At 35.6% G+C, this 26,355-nt stretch carries 26 protein-coding genes; 8 read left to right on the forward strand and 18 right to left on the reverse strand.

The features are described 5' to 3' along the window. Nucleotides 1-155: 155 nt before the first annotated feature. Entirely contained in the window at nt 156-350 is a 195-nt protein-coding gene (locus AWV75_RS18460) for a PLDc N-terminal domain-containing protein (protein WP_082711050.1), read from the forward strand. Nucleotides 351-954: 604 nt separating this feature from the next. Here the strand turns inward: AWV75_RS18460 and AWV75_RS07215 are convergent. From AWV75_RS07215 to AWV75_RS07250, 8 genes are all read right to left on the reverse strand, one after another. Continuing rightward, entirely contained in the window at nt 955-1,590 is a 636-nt protein-coding gene (locus tag AWV75_RS07215) for a DEAD/DEAH box helicase (RefSeq protein WP_060873744.1), read from the reverse strand. Between the two features lies 1 nt (nt 1,591). Further along, the gene (locus AWV75_RS07220; protein ID WP_060873745.1) at nt 1,592-2,764 is read right to left on the reverse strand and encodes a sigma-54-dependent transcriptional regulator; all 1,173 of its coding nucleotides are present in this window, start codon (nt 2,762-2,764) and stop codon (nt 1,592-1,594) included. A 25-nt stretch (nt 2,765-2,789) separates the two neighbouring features. Further along, nucleotides 2,790-4,094 (reverse strand): ABC transporter permease, encoded by a 1,305-nt coding sequence (locus AWV75_RS07225; protein WP_060873746.1) that lies wholly within the window; start codon nt 4,092-4,094, stop codon nt 2,790-2,792. Between the two features lie 2 nt (nt 4,095-4,096). Next, the gene (locus AWV75_RS07230) at nt 4,097-5,017 is read right to left on the reverse strand and encodes an ABC transporter ATP-binding protein (RefSeq protein ID WP_060873747.1); all 921 of its coding nucleotides are present in this window, start codon (nt 5,015-5,017) and stop codon (nt 4,097-4,099) included. A 190-nt stretch (nt 5,018-5,207) separates the two neighbouring features. Continuing rightward, nucleotides 5,208-6,329: a molecular chaperone DnaJ gene (gene dnaJ / locus AWV75_RS07235; RefSeq protein WP_002986780.1), complete on the reverse strand. Its 1,122-nt coding sequence runs from the start codon at nt 6,327-6,329 to the stop codon at nt 5,208-5,210. A gap of 44 nt (nt 6,330-6,373) precedes the next feature. Further along, a complete protein-coding gene (locus tag AWV75_RS07240; protein ID WP_002986786.1) occupies nt 6,374-6,907 on the reverse strand; it encodes a nucleotide exchange factor GrpE in 534 nt (177 codons plus the stop codon). A gap of 823 nt (nt 6,908-7,730) precedes the next feature. After that, entirely contained in the window at nt 7,731-8,633 is a 903-nt protein-coding gene (locus tag AWV75_RS07245; RefSeq protein WP_060873748.1) for a TIGR01777 family oxidoreductase, read from the reverse strand. A 17-nt stretch (nt 8,634-8,650) separates the two neighbouring features. Then, nucleotides 8,651-9,112 (reverse strand): DUF4442 domain-containing protein, encoded by a 462-nt coding sequence (locus AWV75_RS07250; protein ID WP_060873749.1) that lies wholly within the window; start codon nt 9,110-9,112, stop codon nt 8,651-8,653. Nucleotides 9,113-9,403: 291 nt separating this feature from the next. Between AWV75_RS07250 and AWV75_RS07255 the strand changes: the two genes are divergently transcribed. Continuing rightward, on the forward strand, nt 9,404-9,745 hold the full coding sequence (locus AWV75_RS07255) for a PadR family transcriptional regulator (RefSeq protein ID WP_060873750.1): 342 nt from the start codon (nt 9,404-9,406) through the stop codon (nt 9,743-9,745). Beyond that, nucleotides 9,738-11,183, forward strand: a complete 1,446-nt coding sequence (locus AWV75_RS07260; protein WP_060873751.1) for a PspC domain-containing protein — start codon at nt 9,738-9,740, stop codon at nt 11,181-11,183. Before AWV75_RS07255 ends, AWV75_RS07260 begins: the two co-directional genes overlap by 8 nt. Nucleotides 11,184-11,254: 71 nt before the next feature. Here AWV75_RS07260 and AWV75_RS07265 read toward each other — a convergent pair whose 3' ends face one another. Beyond that, nucleotides 11,255-11,956: an OmpA family protein gene (locus AWV75_RS07265; protein ID WP_060873752.1), complete on the reverse strand. Its 702-nt coding sequence runs from the start codon at nt 11,954-11,956 to the stop codon at nt 11,255-11,257. Nucleotides 11,957-11,978: 22 nt separating this feature from the next. Further along, the gene (locus tag AWV75_RS07270) at nt 11,979-12,437 is read right to left on the reverse strand and encodes a lipocalin family protein (RefSeq protein ID WP_002986797.1); all 459 of its coding nucleotides are present in this window, start codon (nt 12,435-12,437) and stop codon (nt 11,979-11,981) included. A gap of 163 nt (nt 12,438-12,600) precedes the next feature. Here AWV75_RS07270 and htpG point away from each other — a divergent pair, with 163 nt between their 5' ends. Next, the gene (gene htpG / locus AWV75_RS07275; protein ID WP_060873753.1) at nt 12,601-14,454 is read left to right on the forward strand and encodes a molecular chaperone HtpG; all 1,854 of its coding nucleotides are present in this window, start codon (nt 12,601-12,603) and stop codon (nt 14,452-14,454) included. Between the two features lie 80 nt (nt 14,455-14,534). Here the strand turns inward: htpG and AWV75_RS07280 are convergent, their stop codons facing one another. From AWV75_RS07280 to AWV75_RS07300, 5 genes are all read right to left on the reverse strand, one after another. Beyond that, a complete protein-coding gene (locus AWV75_RS07280; protein ID WP_060873754.1) occupies nt 14,535-14,897 on the reverse strand; it encodes a hypothetical protein in 363 nt (120 codons plus the stop codon). A gap of 40 nt (nt 14,898-14,937) precedes the next feature. Then, entirely contained in the window at nt 14,938-15,195 is a 258-nt protein-coding gene (locus AWV75_RS07285) for a CPCC family cysteine-rich protein (RefSeq protein ID WP_060873755.1), read from the reverse strand. Beyond that, nucleotides 15,188-15,469, reverse strand: coding sequence for a hypothetical protein (locus AWV75_RS07290; RefSeq protein ID WP_231738042.1), 282 nt, complete (start codon nt 15,467-15,469; stop codon nt 15,188-15,190). Before AWV75_RS07290 ends, AWV75_RS07285 begins: the two co-directional genes overlap by 8 nt. Nucleotides 15,470-15,574: 105 nt before the next feature. Then, nucleotides 15,575-16,009: a hypothetical protein gene (locus AWV75_RS07295; protein ID WP_197429563.1), complete on the reverse strand. Its 435-nt coding sequence runs from the start codon at nt 16,007-16,009 to the stop codon at nt 15,575-15,577. 259 nt (nt 16,010-16,268) lie between these two features. Continuing rightward, a complete protein-coding gene (locus tag AWV75_RS07300) occupies nt 16,269-16,697 on the reverse strand; it encodes a DUF5958 family protein (protein WP_060873757.1) in 429 nt (142 codons plus the stop codon). Nucleotides 16,698-16,964: 267 nt separating this feature from the next. On the opposite strand from AWV75_RS07300, the gene AWV75_RS07305 reads away from it, so the two are divergent. After that, complete coding sequence (locus AWV75_RS07305) at nt 16,965-17,936, forward strand: EamA family transporter (protein WP_060873758.1); 972 nt, start codon at nt 16,965-16,967, stop codon at nt 17,934-17,936. A 157-nt stretch (nt 17,937-18,093) separates the two neighbouring features. Then, the gene (locus AWV75_RS07310; RefSeq protein ID WP_060873759.1) at nt 18,094-20,700 is read left to right on the forward strand and encodes a hypothetical protein; all 2,607 of its coding nucleotides are present in this window, start codon (nt 18,094-18,096) and stop codon (nt 20,698-20,700) included. 165 nt (nt 20,701-20,865) lie between these two features. Here AWV75_RS07310 and AWV75_RS07315 read toward each other — a convergent pair whose 3' ends face one another. Together AWV75_RS07315 and AWV75_RS07320 are read right to left on the reverse strand one after the other, a co-directional pair. Continuing rightward, a complete protein-coding gene (locus AWV75_RS07315; protein WP_060873760.1) occupies nt 20,866-21,696 on the reverse strand; it encodes a lysophospholipid acyltransferase family protein in 831 nt (276 codons plus the stop codon). Between the two features lie 78 nt (nt 21,697-21,774). Beyond that, nucleotides 21,775-22,425 (reverse strand): NUDIX hydrolase, encoded by a 651-nt coding sequence (locus tag AWV75_RS07320; RefSeq protein ID WP_060873761.1) that lies wholly within the window; start codon nt 22,423-22,425, stop codon nt 21,775-21,777. Between the two features lie 51 nt (nt 22,426-22,476). Between AWV75_RS07320 and AWV75_RS07325 the strand changes: the two genes are divergently transcribed. Together AWV75_RS07325 and AWV75_RS07330 are read left to right on the forward strand one after the other, a co-directional pair. Continuing rightward, a complete protein-coding gene (locus tag AWV75_RS07325; RefSeq protein ID WP_002986812.1) occupies nt 22,477-22,920 on the forward strand; it encodes a DUF4268 domain-containing protein in 444 nt (147 codons plus the stop codon). A gap of 156 nt (nt 22,921-23,076) precedes the next feature. Continuing rightward, on the forward strand, nt 23,077-24,828 hold the full coding sequence (locus AWV75_RS07330) for a hypothetical protein (RefSeq protein WP_231738044.1): 1,752 nt from the start codon (nt 23,077-23,079) through the stop codon (nt 24,826-24,828). Between the two features lie 286 nt (nt 24,829-25,114). Here the strand turns inward: AWV75_RS07330 and AWV75_RS07335 are convergent, their stop codons facing one another. Further along, complete coding sequence (locus tag AWV75_RS07335; RefSeq protein WP_060873763.1) at nt 25,115-26,305, reverse strand: GlmU family protein; 1,191 nt, start codon at nt 26,303-26,305, stop codon at nt 25,115-25,117. Nucleotides 26,306-26,355 lie beyond the last annotated feature (50 nt).

The raw sequence follows: 26,355 nt of genomic DNA on the forward strand, positions 1-26,355 counted from the left end.
ACAATGGAGAAAAAAGCATAGAAACTACTTGCACTGTCCTACAACTTAATGTTTTTACAGCATCTAATCTTCATTCGGTTCATCCCCTCTTTTTGATCTAAATTCTCTATCTTCATTACTTCAAGCTTATTCAGTTCAACAATAAAATACTACGTATGCATCCATTCATCTGGCAATTATTCATTCTCAGTCTACTTGTTTTTATTCTATACAGTTTATACCAAGTAGCCCAATCTGACAATTCTTGGGATCGAAAAATAATTTATTGTGTACTAATTTTAGTTTTCCCTTTATTCGGTAGTTTCGTTTATTTCTTTATGAATCGAACGACCTCTAGGAATAATAAGTAGTTCTAAGACTACATCACTATTTTTTTTATATCAATAGGTTTGATAAAAAAAATTAAATATTTTTATATACTCAATAGTAGATTAAATCGAAACTATTATGCTGTCATACTTGCTCGTACATACAACCCTAGGAACACCCCTCGCTTCATTACAGACCATTACGGTTATGTTACACCTCTGCTTTTGGGTTGCATTTTTGATTATTTTCCTGCGTTTCTGCCGAGATTACTTCATTTACAAGCACCGTTTTCAGCAGGCCTTCCAAAGACGGAAAGCACCTTTACTTGTACTAGCCATCGTATATGCTGTAACGATGATTACCATTTATTTTTTATGGTAAAGTGACACAGAATGAAATAAGTATATTTTTTGCTTTGATAAAAAAGAATCCAAAAAAATAAAATAAAAAAAGGAAGGCTATCAGCCTTCCTTTCTATTTTTTAGTATTATTTACGCCCTAATGTTATGTGAGATTCTGTTGGTGTACATCTTGTTAAATGGGAAAAAGCGTTTTTTGTTGATTTGCTTTTTTGTTCGTTGTTAGATTTTCTGTTAATAGAAAATGCTAACCAAAAACTATAACCTGTAAACCATTCACCACCACCTAATCTTCGTCTTCTTCGTAAAAATCAAGCCATTCTACATCTTCTGCCATGGTTTTATCCACAAACATATCTAGAGCTTCTACGTAATCTTTCCCCAAGTAGATGCGTTGTGTTTTTCCAATACTTTCTGATAAACGATATAAACGCGGTTCGTGTCTGTTTCTCAATTGTTGATCCACGTCATCAATAATGTACATTTTCAATTGATTCACATCAAATCCAGCACCGCTAAACATTAAGTTTAATCGTTCTGCCGTTCCAATCAAAATATCGTTTCCTAATGACATTTGGTTTTTGTCATCATCTAAATCGGTATAATCGTGAACGCCATATACTCGGATATTCATTTTATCGCCAATGCGATCAAACTCCTCCATTAAGCGTTCTACTTCAAATTTATCTTTCACAACAATCAAAACACGTGTAGAGATCATATCATCCACAGGTGCTTCTACACGTTGTAAAGCAGCAATAATTAATGCTGTTGTTTTCCCCTCTTCTTGAGGTGCAATCAAAACAAAATCCTGTCCACTTTTAATACGTCCAAAAGTAGCTTTTTGTAATATAGTTGGTTCTTCAAATCCTAATTGACTCAAATTGTTCTGTAGAACCGGGTGTATTTTTTTTAATTTCATATTATTTTGTAGCAAATAGCTTTACATCTTCTAATGTTACTTCGTTTCCTCCTAAGATAATTAGTCGTTCAATGACATTGCGCAACTCTCGTATATTCCCACTCCAATCATACTGCTGCAGTAGGGTTATAGCTTCCGCAGTGAATTTCTTAGGGGCTGTTCCTTGTTCAGCAGCAATTTGTTTGACAAAGTGTTCCAGCAACAAAGGTATGTCATCTCTGCGGTCATTCAAAGCAGGTACTTTAATTAAGATAACCGCTAGTCGATGGTATAAATCTTCTCTAAAGCGTCCTTCTTCAATTTCCTTGCGCAAATCTTTATTGGTTGCGGCTAATACGCGAACATCTATTTTTTGATCTTTCTCTGCTCCAACACGTGTAATTACATTTTCTTGTAAAGCACGTAATACCTTTGCTTGAGCAGGCAGGCTCATATCTCCAATTTCATCTAAGAAAATAGTTCCTTTATCTGCTAATTCAAACTTTCCAGGTCGATCCTTAACTGCTGAAGTAAAAGCACCTTTCACGTGGCCAAATAATTCACTTTCGATTAATTCTGCCGGAATAGCTGCACAATTCACTTCAATCAATGGTTTTACTGATCGTGGACTTTGGGCGTGAATCTGATGCGCTACTAATTCCTTTCCTGTCCCATTAGGTCCCGTAATTAATACACGAGCTTCAGTCGGTGCCACTTTCTCTATCATCGCTGTAATCTGCTCAATAGACTCACTTTTTCCGATAATCTCGTATTTCTTTGAAACTTTTTTCTTCAAAATGGTATTTTCAACTACCAAATGACTCTTATCTAGAGCATTGCGAACGGTAGTCAAAAGACGATTCAAATCTGGTGGTTTTGAGATATAATCGAAAGCTCCTAATTTCATTGTATTGATGGCTGTTTCCAAATCACCATGTCCTGAAATCATCACGAAAACTGTCTCTGGTTTAATTTTCTTAGCCTCTACCAAAAGTTCATCTCCACTCATTTTAGGCATCTTGATATCAGAAATAACCAAGTCGTAATCTTCTTGAGCAATCATTTTCAACCCTTCTTCACCATCTGCCGCTGCATCTACTTTATAAGAGGGAGATTCATCTTCTAATATACGAGTTAGAACGCGGCGTATCGCAGCTTCATCCTCTACAATTAATATTCTAGATTCTTTACTCATAATCTTTTTATTTTAGCACCTCAGCTTAATATTTTAACCACTTATACAGTTCTTTCCAAGAGGGGCGTTTCCCATACATCAAGATACCAATTCGATATATTTTTGCAGCCAACCATACTGTCAAGATAAAAGTTGCAAACAATAATACGATAGATAAAATAATTTGCCAAATAGGAACTCCAAAAGGAATACGCATTAGCATTACAATTGGAGAAGTAAACGGAATCATTGAAAATACCGTAGCTACTGTTCCATGAGGATCTTTTATAACCGTAAAGAAACCGATATAAACCCCTAACATCAAGGGCAACATCACAGGGAATAAAAACTGTTGTGTATCTGTTTCATTATCTACAGCAGCACCAATAGCAGCATATAATGAGCTATAAAGGAAATACCCTCCAATAAAGAAGATGATAAAATAGACAAACCAAGACAATAAAGGCAAACTCATAATTTCTGTCATGTAGCTCTGTATATTACTCATTACACCTGGATCCATCGTTGCTGCAACTTGAGCAGCTTCCATATTTGCAGCTCCTGCATTTAATCCAAAAACAGAAGTAGCCACAAGCATCAGAATCCCTCCAACTACTCCCCAAATTAAGAACTGTAGTAAACCAGCCATAGAAGTACCGATGATTTTTCCCATCATCAATTGAAAAGGTTTCACAGAAGAAATAATCACCTCGATAATTCGATTCGTTTTTTCTTCAATCACAGAGCGCATCACCATATTTCCATAAATGATAATAAACATCATGATGCAGTATCCAAATAAAGATCCTATGAATATTTTAATTTCATTCAGTCCTTTCACCGTTTGTTCTCCAGAAGCTTTTTCCAAATGTAAATTTACTTCGGCTTGATTTTCTTTGATAACCTGAGGGTCAATTCCTTTGGCAATCAAATTTAAACTCGACACTTTATTTTCAATTGTCGATTCAATTTTACTGATAAATGCTATACCTGGGCTCTCATTGGAAATATAATAAATTGACTTTTCGTATGCCGTAATTTGCTCTTGCTTAGGAATGTACAACAAGCCATCGTATTTTTCTGCCAAGACGCTATCTTTTAAAATAGCGATAGGTACAGCGGATAAATTTTGGTATTCATATTCTTCTGAATTCTCAAAATCTCCACTAAAGATGCCACTTTCATCGTGAATAGCAATTACTTTGGTTGTGGACTTCATTGTACTTAAATATCCAATAAGCACAGCAATAGCTACGAAAAAAAGAGGAGCTAAAAAAGTCATGACAATAAAAGCTTTATTACGAGCTTTAGCGATAAATTCTCTTTTTATAATTAATTTTAAAACACCCATAGTTATTGACTTACAGTTTGAATAAAAATATCATTTGCCGTTGGTAATTTTTCGACGAAATGAGTCACTTGTCCATTGTTTGATAAAATATGCAACAGTTCATTTGGCATGGCTTGTCCCAAATCAATTTCTAATTGCAATTCATCATTTAAAGATTTAAACGACGTAGGTTGAACAGTAAATTTTTGGGATAATTCAAACATTAATCGGTGTACATCGCTAGACAGGATTCCTACTTGATATAAATTTGTGCGAAAATCGCGTTTCACATCTACTAAGCGTCCTTCGATAAGTTTATTCGATTTGTGAATCAAGGCAATATAATCGCACATTTCTTCCACACTTTCCATGCGGTGTGTAGAAAAGATAATAGTTGCTCCTTTTTCTTTAAGTTCTAGAATTTCATCTTTAATGATGTTAGCATTCACAGGGTCAAAACCAGAAAATGGTTCATCAAAAATCAGCAATTTAGGTTTGTGCAAAACAGTTACCACAAATTGGATTTTCTGTGCCATTCCTTTCGATAGCTCTTGAATCTTCTTATCCCACCATCCTTTGATATCCAATTTATCAAACCAGTAATCCAATTGTTCTTTGGCTTCCGCTTTACTCAATCCTTTTAATTGAGCTAAGTAAAGAGCTTGTTCTCCCACTTTCATGGTTTTATACAATCCTCTTTCTTCTGGCATATAACCAATATCTTTAATATGATAAGGGCTTAGTGCCTGACCATCGAGAATGATTTGCCCTTGATCAGGATATGTAATTTGATTTATAATTCGAATTAGGGATGTTTTTCCAGCTCCATTAGGGCCTAATAAACCGTAGATAGATCCTTTCGGCACGGTTAGAGAAACATTATTTAAAGCTATTTTATCAGAATATCTTTTTTCTACATTCTTAACTTCTAAGATAGGTTGCATCAATCGATCTTTTATATTTCTTGTAAAAATAAATCATTTATTTCAACTTGCGAAGAACAAGGTATATTTTGATCACAAATAGGCATAAAAAAACCCAACCTTATATTGCTATAAGGTTGGGAAAAATTGCTATGAAAAAGAAAATCCACTGTTTAATAAGTGTGCATCAAATGTATGACTTCTTTTCTAATTATGAAAACATTTCTTTGACTTTTTCAAAAAAAGATTTATCTCCCTTGCCAGGAGTAGGTTTGAAGTTACCATCTTCTTGCATTTTCTCGAAAAATTCCTTTTGTTCTTTTGTCAGTTTTTTAGGCGTCCACACGTTGATATGAACGAGTAAATCGCCACTGCCATAACTATTTAAATGTGGCAATCCTTTTCCTCTTAGACGAAGTATCTTTCCAGATTGGATTCCTTCTTCTAATTTTATGCGCACATTTCCTGTTACGGTATAAATTTCTTTACTTCCTCCTAATGCAGCTTCCGAAAAACTGATATAAAGGTCATAATGTAGGTTATCTCCTTCTCGTTTTAGTGTTTCGTGTTCTAATTCTTCCACAACCACTAATAAATCTCCTGCTACACTATTATTTCCAGGTGCTTCATTTCCTTTACCTGCAACTTTCAATTGCATGCCTTCTGCTACACCTGCAGGGATTTTAATTGATACGGTTTCTTCTTGTTGAATCATTCCTTCTGCATCTGATCCTGCTGGCTTTTGATCAATCATTTGACCTGTTCCCTGACAAGTATGACAAGGAGATGCCGTTTGCATACGACCAAATACAGTATTCGCGATTTTTGTTACTTGTCCCGTTCCATTACAAGTAGCACACGTTTTATAAGTAACACCTGCCGCTTTTATTTTGCGTTTTACTTTTACTTTCTTTTCTACGCCATTAGCAATATCTTCTAAAGTAAGTTTCACCTTAATACGCAAACTTGTTCCTTTGGCTCTGCGTTGGCCTCCACCAAATCCGCCGAAACCGCCAAAACCTCCGCCACCGAAAGCACTTCCGAAAATATCTCCAAATTGGCTAAAAATGTCGTCCATATTCATATGACCGCCACCATATCCACCGCCACCTTCAAACGCAGCATGCCCATATTGATCATAACGCGCTTTTTTGTCAGCATCACTCAATACTTCATATGCCTCTGCAGCTTCTTTGAATTTTTCTTCCGCTTCTTTATCTCCCGGATTCTTATCTGGGTGAAATTCAATCGCTTTCTTGCGGTATGCTTTCTTTATAGCAGCAGCATCTGCTCCTTTATCAATACCTAATATTTCGTAATAATCTTTCTTCATTTGGATTCTGAGTTTCTATTAATAAATTGGTCCAACGATTTGTCTTATTGACCAATAACAACTTTTGGAAAACGAATAATCTTATCTCCCAATTTATACCCTTTTTCTACTACGTCAACCACTTTTCCTTTTAGTTCATCACCAGCAGGAATTTGTGTAATAGCTTCTGATAAATCCGCATTAAAAACATCTCCACTTTGGATTACTACTTCTTCTAATCCTTTTGCCGCCAAAGTGTCAATTAATTTCGTTGAAATTAAACGTACTCCCGTTAGATGCTCGCTTTCTCCTTGCTTTTCTAATTCTGATAAAGCACGACTGAAATCATCTAAAATCGGTAGCATGGCTGACATAACTTCTTCATTTGCCGTTTTAAACAATTCTAAACGCTCCTTAGAAGTACGGCGCTTGTAGTTTTCAAACTCAGCAAATAAACGCAAATACTTGTCTTTCTCTTCTGCAATTTTAGCATTCAACGTTTCCTCTACTGACGCTGTATCTGCAGTCGTCGTTTCAGTTTCTTGCGTATTTTCTGTGTTCAAATCCACTTCTTCCTTATTTATATCTTTATTTTCCATACTGATCGCATACTATTTATGTTGCTTTCTTTTAATCAAATCCTTTGCCAACTGTGTTTTTGTGTCATAATGACAGAAATAGTGACAGTGGGGAGGTTTGTGAAGTTGTAAGTTGCTTTTTTGTGAGGTGGTGAGAAGGTGAGGTCGTGAGGTTTGTGCTTCGTGAAGTTTGTGCTTCGTGAAGTTTGTGCTTCGTGAGGTTTATGAAGTCGTAGAATTTATCGATTAAATAAGAAACTCTATTTTAATTAGAAAATATACTTCTCTCTCTTTTCCCTTTTCCTCTCTCCAATTAAGTTGTGAAGTTGTAGGTTGCTTTTTTGTGAAGCGGTGAGAGGGTGAGATTGGTGAGGCGGTGAGAGGGTAGTTCCTTCGTCAGCAGGGCATGCAAATCCACGACCAGTAATCACCCTGAAAATAAAAGGTCTATTCTACTTTTGTCATCCTGACGAAGGAAGGAGAAGGGTCGCATCTTGCGCTGACGCCACGCTATGAAATAGCGGATTGGTAAAGTGTGAGATTATAGGTAAATAATAAGGGGTAACATTGGTAAAAAGGCCGATTAAAGAAGGAACTCTATTTTAATTAGAAAATTTACTTCTCTCCCTTTTCCCTTTTCCTCTCTCCAATTAATTTGTGAAGTTGTAGGTTGTTTTTTTTGTGAGGTGGTGAGAAGGTGAGGTGGTGAAGTTTGTGCTTCGTGGGGTTTGCTCACGTCTCATCGCCTCACCGTCTCATCACCTCACCATCTCATCACCTCACCATCTCATCACCTCACCATCTCATCACCTCACCATCTCACCAAAATCCCCCATATCCCCCCTTACTCATAAAGATTTTCAAGCGCTTGAGGTAAAGTTGAAAAATGAAAAGTAAAATTTAATTTCAACAATTTATTACAGCTTATATACTGTCCTTCAGTTACCAACATAGCTTTTTCGCCTAATACTAAGCGCAAGACCCAAGCGGGAACAGCGGGCAATAGCATTTTACGTCCTACAGCCTGACTTACTTGTTTGGTAAATTGTTTATTGGTTTCTGGATTAGGTGCAACTGCATTAAATGCACCTTGCAAGTGATTATCCATGACAAAGAGGAAGATTCGTGCCAAATCTTGCAAGTGAATCCAAGAATAATACTGCGTTCCTCTACCTAAAGGCGAGGCGAGATAATATTTTGCCATCTGTTCGATATGGGGTAAAGCACCTCCTGCTCGTGACAAAACCAAGCCAATGCGTAAAATCGCTACTGGTATGCCTAAGTTTTCAAAACGCCTATTTTCTCCTTCCCATTGTTGAACCACCTTACCCAAGAAATTCGTTGCGGGTGTATAGTCTTCTTCTGTTTGTATATCGTCTAACGTATCGTAGATACCTACTGCGGAAGCACAAATAATTTGCTTAACTTGATGGGGATGTTCACTGAGGAGTTGATACAGGGTTTGAGAAGCCTCTACCCTACTATTGATAATCATTTTCTTGCCTTCTTTTAACCAAGAACCATCAATAGAGCTACCAGCCAAATGGATGATGGCCTCCACTCCTGCTAAACAAGCAGGATCTATTTGACGTGTTTGTGGATTCCAATAAAACCCTTGACAGTTGGGTTGTGCGTCTAATTTATTTTGGGCTGTAGTCAAGAACACCACTTCATCTCCCTTTGCCTGCAATTGCTTCAGCAATTCACTTCCAACTAATCCCGTGGCTCCTGTAACTAAAACTCTCATACCCTATACTTTAATACTTATTGCTTTACTCGAACTTTTAACGTCCACTCAAAATTGAATACTGAAACCTCATCTCCTTTTTCATCTACTCCAACAGATTTCATCCATACTGTCACACCTTCTTGTGTTTCAATTGCCTTTTGAATGGCCTCATCTAACAAATGTCCTTCGTTACAGGTAAATGAAATTTTCCCAGTAGCTTTCTTCACAAAAACAGAATTGTTCTGTGCCACTAACATCGAAATACGCTGACCACTTTCACTAATTTTCTTCATGACCAAAGCACCCGTAGACAATTCAGCTGCCATGGCTTGTACAGCGAAATACATCGAGCGAAATGGATTTTGATTGACCCATTTGTGTCGCACTGTAGTAGTAGCAGTAGTGTCCGAAATACTTCTTAATCGCACGCCTGTCCAATAGGCAGATGGCAACTTAAAGAATAAAAACTTATTGATGGATGAAACCGAAAATTCCATAGTATGTCTGTTTTTTAATTCCTCTAAAGATACAAAATTATACGGTTGATTGAAATTTCAATCAAAATATAGCCTGCTCTTTTTTATTTGCCCCTCCAAACAACTCCTTTCATTCAATTTAACAAACAAAATAAAAAAAACAATATAAACCACTAAAAACAAGACAATTACATCTATACAAATGTACTTTTCAAAACCTTTATTTGTTAAATTAAAGTTAATAATTAGTACTTTGCAATACATAGTACATGCTTTTAGCTATATCTTTGCATAAGATAAATCATTGAACCTATGAATAGTGAAAATACAAAAGCTCAAATGCGCAAGGGTATCTTGGAATTCTGTATTCTATCCATTCTAAAAGAACGCGATTATTATACCTCTGAAATATTAGAGGAGCTTAAAAAAGTAAAGCTTTTAGTGGTAGAAGGAACGGTATACCCTTTATTAACAAGACTCAAAAATGGGGATTTGTTAACCTATAGATGGGAAGAGTCCAACGCAGGACCACCGAGAAAGTATTACAAATTAACCGAAAAAGGAGAATTTTTTTTAGGAGAACTAACAGAAACATGGGAAGAATTAGCAAATGCTGTTCAAGAGATAACCACAAAAAATCAAGACAATGAATAGAACATTAACAATAAATATCGGTGGTTTAGTTTTTCACATTGAAGAACAAGCCTATCAAAGACTGGATCAATACATCAAAGCGATCCGCAGATCGATTGCTATTGAAGAACAAGATGAAGTAGTGCAAGACATTGAATTGCGTATTGCTGAAATATTCAACTCTAAAATAACAGCTACGAACCAAGTGATCACTTCCGAAGATGTGGATGAAGTTATTCAAATCATGGGGCGTCCAGAAGATTATTCCATCGATGATGAGAACAATTATCAACATACGGAACAAACCTATTACAGAGAGAAGAAATTATTTCGAGATACAGATAATCGTATTTTAGGTGGTGTTTTAGCAGGATTGGCTCATTACTTTAAAATCGATACCATTTGGGTTCGTCTGATTTTTATCTTTTTGGTTTTCTTCTATGGAACAGGAATCTTATTGTATTTTGTCTTGTGGATTATCATTCCCAGTGCAAAAACAACCAGTGAAAAATTGGATATGATGGGAGAGCCAGTCAACATAGAGACCATTGAGCGCAAAATAAGAGAAGGCGTTGACTATACGACAAGTAAAATCAATTCTATTGACTATGATAAGTTCAAAACGCAAACGCAACGAGCAACGAATCAAGGGACTAAAGTAATCCGTTACATCTTGGGAATTGGTTTCATCATTGTTTCTGTCATCGGTATGTTGATTAGTTTTTTTGTCAATCTAATGATTATTGTCAATACGAGTTTTATGATGAATGAATTCGATATTCCATCTGAATTTATAGATCCAAACATTCCAAGATGGTTGCTGCATACCTTTATCAGCCTGATTACGTTCTTGCCTTTTATCATTATGTTGTTGTTAGGATTAAAATTACTCTACACCAATATGAAATACATTTGGATTACCGCCATCTCTATTTTTGTTCTGTGGATTGGTAGTTTAATTGGGTTATCCTTTATGATTATTAATGGAAATACAGACAAATTTATACGAAACGAAACGCGTTATGGATACACCTATACGTACTCTTCTGACGATAAAGCATCCGAAAACACAGAAGATGTTACGTTGTTTTCTACAAGTAAGGATATTGTGTTACAGCTAAATGATTCTATTGTTAAGACGGATCAGGTGATGCAAAAGATAGAAATTGTTCCGTCTTATCAAGAAGAGGCTTATGGAAAATTAGGAAATACTGGAGATCAATATAAAGACGTTGTGCAAACCAAAGAAAGCGATACAGCCTTTACTCTTGTCATCACAGATGAACAATTAAAACTGGATCCTACTTTTACACTATATCTGCCGTTGGGTAAAAAGGTTATGCTTAGCGACAAAATAAAACCGTATGTTTCCCATCAAACCCAATCGAGTATACAAGCAGGTACGCATTGGTATGAGATGAAAGATGATTTTAATTTACATTGCACTGATTGCAACTAAAAAAAGGGAGTTCCGTGGAACTCCCTTTTTTATATACTGTTAACTGTAAACCGTCAACTGTAAACCATTATCTACATCGTAGCTGCTTCATTTTGAGCATCGATAATCATTTGTTCATTCGCTTTAATTGCAAATTCTACGCGGCGGTTTTTTGCTCTTCCTGCATCTGTATCATTACTTGCAATTGGATCAGCAATTCCCATTCCTTCTGTAGCTAAACGCTTATTTGAAACTCCATTTTGCATTAAATACGTCTTCACCGCATTTGCACGTTGTCTTGATAATTTCAAATTATATTCTTCTCTACCTGTATTATCAGTATATCCGAAAATACTGATATTCGTATTTGGATTTTCTTTGAATACGACAATCAACTTATCTAAATTTTGTTTGGCTTTGTCTGTCAAAGTAGCTTGATTCAAGTTAAAGTTCACTGAACTTTCTCCTAAGATCAATTTGATTCCCTCTCCTACACGCTCTACTTGAGCACCAGGAACAGTTTGTTCAATTTGACGCGCTTGCTTGTCCATATTGTTTCCAATAACACCCCCTGCAGCTCCACCAATAACACCGCCTAATACAGCTCCTAAAGCACTATTTCCCCCTTTTCCAATATTATTTCCTAATATTCCTCCAATGATAGCGCCTCCAGCAGCTCCAATTGTAGCTCCTTTTTGTGTATTATTCGCATTTTTGACAGATTCACAGCTTGTCAACGATAAAGAACCTACTAGCAAAGCTCCTGCTAATAAGGTTGTAGTTGTTTTTTTCATAATATTACCTTCTTGTTGATTCTTAATTTTTTACAAAGTGATATGTTACATCATACCCTTGTCCATCTACGTAAAAATAATCAATCAAATCAAAACTAGTAGCGGTTTGATTTTTAACCTTCATTTTATACCCTGTGGTTACATTTTTCGCTTTTAATCCAGCATCGACAAATTTAAATTCAAATTCACCATTGGGATTAACGAACCACTTAAAGTTACTTTCAAACATCGGGCATGAATTCCCTCCCATTAAACTCACTACGCCAGAGTTGTTGTTTGAAACAAATTTCCACTGACTTCCGTTGAAGCAATGAGCATCAGCAATATTAAAAGAAGTAACCTTCACAAATTCTCCTCCGATATGAGAAACAGAAGTAAGTGTCCAATCTCCTTTAATTCCGTATTGCGACTGTTTATCCATCGTCGGTTTACAAGAGGCTAATGCCAAGCCTACAAAACTTAATAAAACTAACTTTTTCATAATTCTTCTATTTTTTACAATAATACAAACTTTCTAGGTATTAACAGATTTTACTGCCTAAAAAAGAATCAAATGACAAATTGACATCTATTTTTAGGTTGGTATCTTTTTTGCCTATTTTGATGTACATAAATTTATTAAAAATAATAATACCAAAATAAATATGACATCTGGAAAAATTAATGTTACTGTAGAGAATATCTTTCCTCTGATTAAAAAGTTCTTGTATAGTGATCACGAGATATTCTTAAGAGAGTTAGTTTCAAATGCAACTGATGCTACATTGAAGTTAAAACACCTAACAAGTATTGGTGAAGCGAATGTAGAATATGGCAATCCTATTATTGAGGTTAAAATCGACAAAGACAACAAAAAAATTCACCTCATCGACCAAGGGATTGGGATGACGAAAGAAGAAGTTGAGAAATACATCAATCAGGTTGCTTTCTCTGGTGCAGAAGAGTTCTTAGAAAAATACAAAGACAGCGCCAAAGACACGGGAATCATCGGGCATTTTGGATTGGGATTCTATTCTGCTTTTATGGTAGCAGATAAGGTAGAAATCATTACAAAATCGTACAAAGATGCGCCAGCAGCTCATTGGACGTGTGATGGAAGTCCGGAGTACACCCTAGAAGAATCAGATAAGCAAGAAAGAGGAACGGAAATCATTCTTCATATTGCAGAAGATTCGCTTGACTTCTTAGAGGAGTATAAAATCCGTGAGCTGTTAACAAAATACAATAAATTCATGCCTGTGCCAATTAAATTTGGAACACATGAAGAAGGAGAAGGCGATGACAAAGTAGAAGTTGATACGATCATCAATAACCCTACGCCAGCTTGGACGAAACAACCAGCTGATTTAACGGATGAAGACTACAAAAACTTCTACCGTGAATTGTATCCAATGCAGTTTGAAGAGCCTTTATTCCATATTCACTTGAATGTGGACTATCCATTCAACTTAACTGGAATCTTGTATTTCCCTAAGTTAAGTGTGGATATGCAAATGCAAAAAGACAAAATCCAGCTGTACCAAAACCAGGTATTTGTAACGGATAATGTAGAGGGAATTGTTCCTGATTTCTTAACGATGTTGAAAGGGGTAATCGATTCGCCAGATATTCCGTTAAACGTATCGCGTTCGTACTTACAAGCAGATGGAAACGTAAAGAAAATCTCGAACTACATCACACGCAAAGTTGCGGATAAATTAAAAGCATTATTCAACGAGAATAGAGCTGACTTTGAAAGCAAGTGGAATGATATTAAAGTGGTGTTGGAATATGGAATGTTATCTGAGGAAAAATTTGCTGAGAAAGCAGGTGCTTTTATGCTATACCCTACAACGGATGGTACTTACTATACACTAGAAGAATTAAAAGAAGCAACGAAGGACTTACAAACAGACAAAGACGGTAACCTTGTTGTTTTATATACCTCAAACAAAGATGCGCAACACAGCTATATCAGTGCTGCCAAAGAAAAAGGGTACCAAGTAATCGTTATGGACTCTCCTATTGTTTCACACTTGATTCAAAAATTAGAGAGCGAGAATGAGAAAATGACTTTTGCTCGTGTGGATGCGGATCACGTCAATAACTTAATCAAGAAAGAGGAAAACTCCATTTCTAAGTTATCTGAAGAAGAGCAAACTACATTGCAATCTTTCATTGAACAAGTAGTACCAAAAGAAAAATACACGGTAAAACTGGAATCAATGGATAGTCAAGATGCTCCATTAATCTTGACTCAACCCGAATTCATGCGTCGTATGAAAGAGATGAGTCAATCTGGTGGTGGTGGAATGTTCGGTATGGGTAATTTCCCAGAAATGTACAATTTAGTGGTGAATACCAACTCGGAATTTGCTTCTAAAATCTTGAACAATACCAATGAAGCAGAACGTACAACGGCTTTCAGTCAAGCCTTAGATTTAGCGAAATTATCGCAAGGGTTGTTGAAAGGAGAGGAACTTACGGCTTTCGTGAAAAGAAATTTTGAAAAACTGTAAGTAGTTGATACCAACTATTTTTAAGTATACTTCATTAAAAACCCCGTCTCAAAAAAGACGGGGTTTTATTTTTTTAAGTGTTACCCTAAATTAAATTTATTCAAATAATCCAGTTGTAATTTTTCTATTTTTTCAAACGAGTAAGCCGCTTCGTTTTTTCTATGTTCCGCTTCGTCACGAACAGCTAACTGAAAAGCTATTCTTCTAAACACTTCCTTAATAAGCAAATCTACTTCGGGATAATATGTTCGTTCATATTCTACTCCTCTTTCTCTAACAACCAAGTACACCGCCCCTCCAAAACCAATATCAATATAAGGGGATGCAAAATCATTAGATACATTGATTTGAGGAATAAATTCTTCTGGAACATCCTCCACTTTTTTTACTAATTGAGCGATTCTATTTCTGATTTTCGGCTCTACTTCTTTGTCTTTTTCCATTAATTATGACAATTAATATCCTTTTATCTCCACAAAAAAATTAGTTCTCTTCTTTCAAAGGCGGTCGAACATATTGTAAGAATTCCCGTTCACTTGCTCCAAAAGATTTGAAGTTTTCTTTTGCCTGAATTAAGCTAACACGATTTGCTCCACCTTCATATGAAGGATCTTCAAATTGTATACCATCATCTTCCCAATAACAAACAAGACATAGTTGAAATGTATTACCTACATTGTTATTCAGAGTAAAATATCCACAACATGGACAAGCATGCTTTTTATTCTTCTTATTACTCATACAGTTTGAGTGTTGTTTTTGAAAAAACAGGTAAAACTTCGATTACTTCACAGTAAAAACCAATGCAGTCATTTTCATATTCCTCAATTTGAAAATTGATGTTCTCCCAACCGTTAGCTGAAACATCTAGGATATCAAACCCAAAAGCTGGTTGTAAAATATCTCCTTCAACATTTAATTTAAGTTGCGTACAATTTAAAAATTGTACTTCAACCACAACAAATGCCTCTTCTCTATTGGGCCATCCCTTTCCTTCTTCCTTTTCTTGACACAAAAACGTAATGGTTATATCTTTTTTGGATCAGGCAAAAGATTGAATAAAAACTACGGTTTTCGGTAGCCCATTATTAGTTGTAAATCTTATAATTTTAAATAATCTTTATTCTCGATTCACTGTACTTATATAACTCAAAACTTGATACAAGCCTTGAAATGGTTTTCCTTTTTCTACTTGTATAATATAGTCAATGCCAGATTTAACTTTGACTAACAGCCGAGTAAATTCTTCCTTTTTTAAAATGCGCTCTTTAAATTCTTCTTCCAAGGCAATTCTTACTTCTATAATATCAAAAAATTCAATAGCAACTAATGCTGTTCCTCTATTCATTATCAATCTTGAATCAGTTATCAATAGCAGATTTACTTCATGCTGTTTAAACAAGATTAATGCCTTTTCATCTTCTTTGAGTAGTTTTACTAAACTCAACGCTAAACTTTCATTCGTGCTCAATATTTTGGTAAATAAGCCTTCTCCCCCCTTTCTAATAAAAAGAGATACTAATACTGAAGGTTTATATTTTATATTTTTCATCATTTAACGTCTTAAATTTTTTTGTAACAATATAAAAAACAAAGAGGTAAAACAATAGTTCCTTGAATCCCACCATCAACTGCACGTAAAGGTACAATTTTGACTCCATTCGCTTTAAAACCAAATCAAGAAGATATACCCTAATTACTGAGAACCTTATGCCTTTCGTAAAGAAAAAATTAAAAAAAACTGTAAACCCAGTTTCAAATATAACTAATTAAAAAGGGCTATCTCATTTTGCAATGAGATAGCCCACTACTTGTTATAATCTATCTTGTAATATCCTATTAATATTAGTTTCATCAGATAAATCCCAATACCACCATTTATCAGGATTATTTTTTTCCAATACAAACCTTCTCTTGTACGCGATTTTGAACAAACTCAATAGTAATACAAACACTTTTGTTCGTTCATTTTCGGGAAGATTTATAAGCTTTTCTAGATTATGCATTGCAATACCTTTTTTTAGCAAAACACAAGGCGTAAACGTAGACTTCAGTCCACTATGTAGTATAGCAGATTCAATATCTTCTTCTTTCGGCTTGGATTGAAGAATTAGAAATAATATCTCATTTAAAAATACCTGCTGGAAATCAAAATCAAAACGTTGAAATAAATCCAAGAGTTGTTCTACTTCAGCAAGCCCTTGCCCATACTTATTCACTGCGATTTCATGTTCTATTTTCATTAGTAAGTTTGATTTTTTTCAGAATTACCTAAGGTATTAATCCTTTTCACTCCTATATTATTCTCTAAAAGTTAGATACAATTTTAGCTACTTTCTTTTATGTCATACTAAAGATACTTTCCTTTTTGTAAAGATGACCTATCACAAGGTGAAAAATTCTCCGTCACTAACACCAAATAGAACATAATTTTCATCCCCCTCCCCTAGACATTTGTCCTATATCTCCAAAAAAATAATACCTACCTTTGCCCCGTTAAAAGTAGAGCAATGAAAGAACAAAATTTGATAAAGGGTGTATTTTTAGTAGCCATTGGAGCATCTAGCTTTGGTATGTTGGCTTCTTTTGTAAAATTAGCCTATTCTCACGGTTATACCACGGCCGAGGTAACCCTATCTCAAGTATTACTAGGGTTAATTGGTATGTTTATCATCAATCTGATTCGCAAGAAACAACCCAATGAAGCAATCGCAACCAAAAAAGACATCCGCAATCTAATCTTAGCGGGTACCTCAATGGGGTTCACTTCGGTATTATACTATATGGCGGTGAGTTATATTGATGCTTCTATCGCTGTCGTGTTATTGATGCAATCGGTATGGATTGGCGTAGTCATAGAAAGTGTGGTAACAAAACAATTTCCAAGCGTACTTAAAATTATAGCTGTTGCACTCATTTTATTTGGAACGGTATTAGCAACCAATGTATTAGCCAATGAAATTGAATTAGATTACAGAGGAGTTATTTTTGGCTTTCTCGCATCGTGTTCATTTGCAGCAACCCTATTTTCTTCTAATATTGTAGCCAACCATTTAGCGGCTCCTAAACGCAGCTTATTCATGTTGTGTGGGGCAACAACCGTCGTTTTAATTTTCTGTTTTATTACGCAAATAGGGCCCAATAACTCCAAAGCGATGCTGTCTTTTTATCAGCTATTTACAGACAATACCACAGGGATTCGCGACTTTGATTGGAGTATTTTTTACTCTTGGGGATTATTATTAGCTCTTTTTGGTACCATCCTTCCTCCTATTTTCTTGAATATGGGATTCCCTCATACCGGAGTGGGATTAGGAAGTATTGTTGCTTCTATTGAATTACCCGTATCCGTAACCGTTGCCTTTATGGTCTTACAAGAACAAGTAGTTTTAATTCAATGGTTGGGGATTTTACTGATTTTAAGTGCGATTTTCTTAATGAATAGTCGATTAATTTTCAAGAAAAAACAAGCCTTAACCTAGTCTTTATACACCTGAAAAAATATATAGAAGTCTTTGTATCAAATACAAAGGCTTTTTTTTATTTATATCGTACACTACTTTACATTCACTAAAAGTAGTGATATTGTTTTTCTGTGGTTTTATCTACATTTGTTGTACAATAAAAACACATAGTACGATGTATAAAAGATTATTACCTATTGCCTTGTTATTCTCTTCTGCTATCTACAGCCAGACAGCAAAAGACACCTTATGGGTAAATGCTTATGATGAAACAACAACAAAAGCATTGGCTTCTTCCTTTAGAGTTTCGAAACCTTTCAAACAAAAAAAGGGATATGAAGAAATTACAACCTACAACAAAGAAACAAAAGCAATTGAAATCAAAGGAATCGGTAGTATTGATTCCAATAAAACGATTTCTTATGATGGGAAAGTTACCTACTATAATGCGGATGGATCGATTAATTTCGATATGTTTTTTGAAGAAGGAAATGCAATAAAAATTACTTCTACTGATCCTTTTACACAAGAAGAATATACGTTAACCTATGAAAATGGTTACCCTTACGATGGAACGATGGTTCAGTTGTATAAAAATTCGTATTTCTACTATGCAATCAATGAAGGCTTGTATTTATCTTACATCTATGTCAACAAAGACAATGCAAATGAAAAGTACTTGTTTACATTTGATGAAGACAACAATATCATTGATGAACAATTTACCAATGCAGCAGGAGAAATCGTTTACTCCGCTACTTATGAAGGTGGAGCAGTTAAAAATGGAACCTCCATTATTTTAGATTATGATACATTCCGTCCTCTTGCTACAAATACTTACGTTGATGGAGTTAATACAGCATCGATTTACTACTTTAAATCAGGGCAAATAAAATATAAAACAACGGCTACATCTACTCAAACCACGACTGTTTTCTATGATGAAAAAGGCAAAGTAGCAGGTACATACAAAGCAGATTTAGATGCGTATGGATCAGAAACGAATCAAGAGGGAATCTATTTATTCTACAATGAATATACAGAAACTCCAGATACACCAACAAGCCAATCTGAATACAAAAAAGGAAGCTTAGTTAAGGAAACTATTTTCTATACACAAGCGCCATTTGCTCCAAAATCAACGAAATTCTACAAAGGTGATTATTACCTTGAAAAAATTGAATACTTCAACGAAAATGGAAGTAAAAAAGGAGAGTTAGTCTACAATGAAGATGGTTATACGCCTCAAAATGGTGTTTTATATGATGATGAGTCAATTACAACCTATAAAGACGGTGTTTTAGTGGAGAAAAAATCGTTTTATTCTTCGGGAGAAATTTTTGAAGATGCAACAGAGTTTACTTCGACTTACTACAACAAAAAAGGAGCAGTCATTGGTAAATTACAATCTAAAAAAGGAACGTACGGCTATACAGAACCTTTCCAAGGGGATTTCATTACATTGAGCAATGACGAAATTGGCACAAAAATCAAGTATGAATTAGGTCGAGTTGTTTATTCAGCAACTTATGAACCTTATCCTTCTTATGATAGTAAACCAATACTAAGAGAGGAAATATACACACCGTCGAATGGAACTTCAAAACGTATATTTTATACCAGACAAGGAGTAAAAAGTAGAGAAGAGTTATTCAACAAGAATGACTACGACGAAACCATCTTAAAAGTGACCTACTTTGATGCTAAAGGTAAGGTAACAGGTACTTTTGACAACATTGAAAAAGAAGGAACCTATTATACATTCTTTGACAATGATGCCATTGAATCTACAAGTACATATAGCAAAGGTCAATTGATTTACAAAAAAGAATATGCAAATAAAAATGGATCATATAGTACAGAAATAGATCCTTATTTAGCATCTGAAATCAATTATAATAAAGAAGGGGTTTTCTATGATATGGAAGGGAATCAAATAGCAAAAGCTTCCTATAAAGCAGGAAAACCATATACTGGAACAGTGAGTACCTATGATGGTTATGCTACGACAATCACGACCTATGAAAAAGGATTGAAAGATGGAATCGAGACCTTCAAAAGTGATTATACTGATTATATCGCAACAAAAACCTACTATAAAGCAGGGGAAATTGTAAAAGAAGAAAACTATCTTGATACCTATTTACAATCATCTAAAGTGTATAAAGATGGCGAATTACACGGGCCAGCAAAATTTTACGATGAAGAAGGAGAACTAGTTGCTACGTTAGAATACAAAGAGGGCTATGCGCACCAAGGAACTTCTATTGCCTATGGATATGAAAGCAATGTGTACACAACCTATGAAAATGGGTTAATTACCTATGAAAAAACGGTTAGTACGTTGACAGGATTACTACTATCTGAAGAAAAGGTACTTGCAGATGGTACGATGCAAAAAAATATTTATGATGAAAGCGAATCTTTAGTGTACCAATATGGTTTAAAAGATTATGCATTACATGGCACTTGTACTTATTATGAAAATGGGAAAGTAAAATACAAAAGTACCTTTGAAGAAGGTCGTTTTGTAGAAGGAACAGTTGCATTAAAAACATGGGGAGATCCCTATAGCTACTACGACTATGATGAGAGTACTTATTTTGTGTGCACACTTAACAAAAACAGCATGACCATCCAACGCTTAGCGAAGGATACCAACAAAGTTGTTTTTGAATTAACGAGCAAGCTTAAAAAAGGGAAAATGGAAGACAATCCTATTTTCCAAAATAAGATTGACAGTACAAATCTTTATCCAGACGATAATAATACGGCATATTAAAAAAAAGAGGCTATCGTTCGATAGCCTCTTTTTTTTGTTTTTTATTGTTTGCTTTTTTGGTTCAATCCCTCCTATAGCAAAGACGATTTTCTATTCTAAGAATACATAAAGTTCGATTGAGAAGTTAATCAAAGGGCAAAAAAACCTTCCCTTTACTCCTATACCCTAATAATTCTTTGATGAATTATAATAGTCATAGGTTCTTCTTTCGTTTAGTTCTTTTTCTTCTTCGATGAATTCTTGAGGCAGAACTTTTAAGAAAGAAGGATGTTGTTCAATAGCCATTTCAATTTGTTCAACAATTTGATCAATACTATCCTGTTCATAATCAATTTGCAAAGGTTCTTTAATCACCATGGACTGCAATATTCCTTTCTTTTTCAGGTGTAATCCTTTCTTGTCAAATGATCGTCGGAAACCATCAATAACAATCGGTACAACAATCGGTTTATAATTCTTGATAATATGAGCTGTTCCTTTTCGAATAGGTTTGAACGATTTGGTTGTTCCTTGTGGAAACGTAATCACCCAACCATCATCTAGGGCTATTTTAATATTCTCCACTTGACCTTGATCTACCTCTCTCTTTTCCTCTATATCCACACCTTGGCTTCTCCACGTACGATCCACCTTTACTGCACCTACATAAGCCATAATACGCGGCAAAATACCCGACTTCATTGTTTCTGCTGCTGCTACATAGTACAAGTTTAATTTGGGTTTCCAGATATACATGATGTTTTTAATCGAATTATCACGCCCCTTTAAGCTTGCATTAAATACGTGATACATCGCTACTACGTCTGCAAAATAGGTTTGGTGATTGGAGATAAACAATACATTTTTATCGGGTAAACGGCGTAAAATATCTGAACCTTCAATTTGTAAATCGTTAAACCCTCTATAACGTTGATGAGTTAAAAATCCAAACGTTCTAATGATCCATTTTTTTAGCCATAAAATATGTCCAAATGGATTCCTCTTAAATAATCCCATACTCCTTCATCCTGATTAATGAACAGCAAATTTAATGCTTTTCCGTGTTGCTTATGGTTAAAATTTGCGAATTGCGTCTTAGCTTGGTGTTTTAAGCGCTATTTTCAGCGTTTCTTTAAGTTCACTCAACATCATCGCTGTAGCCCCCCAAATAGTATAGTTCTTGTAAATAAAGGCAGGTACATGCGTCCAAGAAGCATAGCTTGTTTTCATTTGCACCTCTTGAATCAATTGATCTTGTAATAAGACATCCAAGGGCAGTTCAATAATATTTGCTACTTCAAAGTCATCCGGGGTAAAGGACAACTCTTTCTGTGAAATCCCCAAATACGGTTGTACATAAAAATTACTAGGCGGAATATAAATTTTAGTATACGGTTGAATAATTTGTATATCTCGGTCTACAATCCCCACTTCTTCTTGTGTTTCTCGCAGAGCCGTATGTTCTAAATCAACATCTTCTAATTCGTATTTTCCTCCTGGAAATCCTACTTGTCCCGAATGAACGCCTTTGTAGGTGGCTCGTTCTATGAGGAGTACATGGGTTTTCTGTCCTTTGGGATACAACAACATCATCACAGCAGATTCTCTAGGGTTGCGTTCCTCAAAATCATCTGCATACAAATACGGGATCCTTTCTACGGGAATCATTAGGCGATGCGCATCAATCCCCGCAGGGGTTGCACCTTTAATTTGTTCGATCTTATGCAAAAAAGAATCAAATGTCATAGATTTGCTTTATCAAATAAACATGTACCTAAATTTACGACTTTATCAATCATGTATAGTAAAGAAGATGCTAAAAGAATAAAAAAAGAATTTTGGATTCAATTTGCCGCTGAATATCCTAGAAAGTGGTTGTTGCACAATACCAAAATTAAAGATGTTTCTTTTAAGTTTTATGCAGACAATAAAAAAGCAGAAGTACTCCTTGATATTGAACCAAGAGATGAAGAGAAAAGAACCATTTATTACGAGAAAATAGAATCGCTGCGAACAATCCTATTGGAGGAGCATCTGCCTGATGCCCTATTTGAACGCAACTACTACCTCGAAAATGGGAAATTAATCAGTCGCATTTGGGTTTCTTTGGACCATGTTTCTATTAATAATCCAAAGACTTGGGAAAATATTTTTGAATTTTTCAACGAAAAAATGACAGCATTCGAAATTTTCTTTTACGAATACGAAGATTATATCCGAGATTTAGAAATAAATACTTAACTTTTCCGTTACAATACTAGTTCGTTCGAAAAAAACTCCATGCTAAGATTTATCTCGTTTTTCGTTTTCATTTGTCTCGCCTTGCAAGTCAGTTTTGCACAGGTTAAACCTGTTTTGAAAGTAGATACTGTCATACCGAAAGTAGATAGTCTTCAAATGAAAAAATTACCTTTTCAAGTAGAAAAAGATACGACACAAATTTTTTCTAATTTAAAAGAGAAAAACAAAGGAAGTAAGATTGGTCGTTTATTCAACAGGTTAGTATACAAAAGTAACAAGCGATTAGTGGCACATGCGCCAGAAGTCCAGATCAATCGACACTTGGATCGCGGAGAGGGAAAAATCATTCGCAACATCAATATTACGACGTTAGATCCTTTTGGTTATTCCGAAAAAGACTCACTCAAAAAGCCAACAAAATCGCTGGAAATTTGGGGGAATCGCGCGCACTTGAAGACGAAGAAATTTACAATTCGCAACTTTTTACTCTTTACTGAAGGCGATGTTTTCGACTCCTTAAAAGTAAAAGAATCGGAGCGTTTAATTCGTACGCAGCGCTATGTTCGCCGTGTATTGATTACTGCTGTCCCAACCTCTTCACCCGATTCAGTAGATGTATCCATTCGAGAATTGGATTCTTGGACTATTTACCCTAGTGGATCTATATCAACGTCTTCCATGCGCCTTAAATTGACCGATCGAAACTTCGGAGGTTTTGGACATGATGTAACCGTGCAATTTATTACGCGCTTCAAAGAAAACAGACAAGGAGCTTATTTTAGTTATTCGGTAAATAACATTCAAAATACCTTTATTCGCTCGAATATTTTGTTCAATCAAGATGCTTGGGGTAATTATGTCAAGGGAGTTTCACTCAATCGTCCTTTCTATTCTCCTTATGCCAAATGGGCAGGAGGTGTAAGTGCACAACAGCGCTTTAGGCGTGATTCACTTCCAGACCAAAATATGAAATACAGCTTGGAGTCTGTTAAATACAACACCTATGATTATTGGGCAGGGTATTCTATTCCAGTAGCAACCAAGAGTCCCATCATAACGAATTTGCGCACTTCCCTCCGTTTTGTCAAGGAAAACTACCACAAAACACCAGGAAAAGAATATGATCCTTACGATTATTACCGCGATCAACGCTTGTATTTAGCTTCTGTCAGCTTAACCTCAACTAATTATATCCAAGATCGCTTCATTTTCAACTACGATATCATTGAAGACGTTCAAGTTGGTAAGATATTAGCTCTAACAGGTGGGATGCGCGATAAATACAATAAAAGACGCGCCTATTTTGGCGCTCGATTTGCAATGGGTGGTTATACTAAATTAGGGTATTTTGCGGGTAATATTGAATGGGGCGGTCATTTTCACGGTGGAAAAACAGAGCAGGCAGCCTTCCGATTGGAAGGAACCTATTTCACTCGACTCTTCGTATGGGGCGATTGGAGGTTCCGTCACTTCTTTGTTCCACAACTCGTTATCGGATCACACCGCTATGACCACATTGGTGATGAACTAAAAATAGAAGGTATTATTCAAGGAATACGCGCACAAAAAATTACAGGAACAAAACGACTTTCTCTTGCCTATCAATGGCAATCTTACGCTCCTTATGAGTGGAAGGGATTTCGCTTTAACCCCTATTTTAGCTTTGAAGGCGCTTTCATCGGTGATAGCAGTAATCGCTTGCTTGACCCTAAGCTTTACTCTCGTTTTAGTTTAGGTTTAGTCGCAAATAACGATTATCTCGTATTTAGCAAAGTAACTGTGTCTTTGGTATATTATCCAACAATGCCTGATTCTGGAAATAGTGTATTCCGCGCAAATTCCGTCCAATATAACATGGATCTACCTAATTTCAATTATGACAGACCACAAACGGTTTCTTATTATTAGGTAATAGAAAGGCGAGATTAGAAAGAGGAAAAGAGTGATTTTTCAATCCTTAGACCTATTTTCTTTTTAAAATAAAATAGATTGTAAACTGTCGTTTGAGCATCGAGTTTTATAAACTAATAAAAAAAGGATGACTTGCTGTTGTAAGTCATCCTTTTTTATTTGAAAGAAAACATTTTGTCTTGAATAAATTCACCTCTTACCATTCACCTCACAGGCGTTTACATGTATTTAGTGTCCGTTGAATCAATACTTCGTTCCGATTTCCATTTTTCCTTCTCCACTATTATCTTCCTAATTTCGCTTGAAAGCGTTCCAATTTATTTTCTTCAGCCAAATGGCGAATAATTTTTTCTTCTACTGCGGTCCATTCAACATGACGGCGGCTCATTACGATTTGCATCGTTTTGATGGCTTTATCTACATCATACACATCATCTAAATCTTTACCTCCCCAAGTAAAACTTGGCAAAAACGTTTTTGGAAAACCTCCTCCAAAAATACTACAAGCTACACCAACTACGGTTCCTGTATTGAACATGGTATTGATTCCACTTTTACTGTGATCTCCCATCATCAACCCACAAAACTGTAAACCTGTATTTTCCACCGCTTGGGTTTCATAACTCCATAATTTTACTGGTGCATAATTATTCTTCAAGTTTGAATTATTTGTGTCTGCTCCTAGGTTACACCATTCTCCAAGTACTGAATTTCCTAAGAAACCATCATGTCCTTTATTAGAATAACCAAACATCACAGCATTGCTCACCTCTCCACCCACTCTACACTCTGGTCCGATGGTTGTAGCCCCATAAATTTTAGCTCCCATTTTTACTTGAGCACCTTCACACAAAGCAAAAGGTCCACGAATAATAGCCCCTTCCATGATTTCAGTATTCTTTCCAATATAAATAGGACCTGTAGTAGCATTTAGGGTCACAAAGTTCAATACCGCTCCTTCTTCAATGAATACTTGCTCACGACCAAGTACTTGAACTGTTGCTGGAATAGGTTCTGAAATGCGATCCTCTGTCAACAGCGCATAATCTTGACGGATAGCCGCATCATTGTATTGAAAAATATCCCATGTATGTGCAATTTTGATGAGTGAACCTGTAAAATCAAGGATTTCATATGCATCAAAATCAATTTCTTCTTGTTCTTCTTCTGTAAAGAAAGCGACAATATCCTCTTGGTATCCAATCGCTTGATTCGGTTGTAATTCTTGAATCAACTCCACCAATTGCTCATTAGGCAAGAACGCGCTATTAATCATAATATTTTGTTCCGCTTCAACCATAGGATACTTAGCTTCTAAGTATTCCTCCGTTACTGTAGTTGTGGTATACCCCAAGTGTTTCTCCCATTTTTCGCGAATGGTCAAAATTCCTACACGGATATCCGCTACGGGTCTTGTAAAAGTGAAAGGCAATAAGGCATTTCTTACCTCTCCATCAAATAAAATATAATTCATAACACTTTGTATCAATTCATAGATTAGTCAAAGTTAATCGAATCTATAAA

The sequence above is a fragment of the Myroides odoratus genome (assembly GCF_001549985.1).
Taxonomy (GTDB): Bacteria; Bacteroidota; Bacteroidia; order Flavobacteriales; family Flavobacteriaceae; genus Flavobacterium; species Flavobacterium odoratum_A.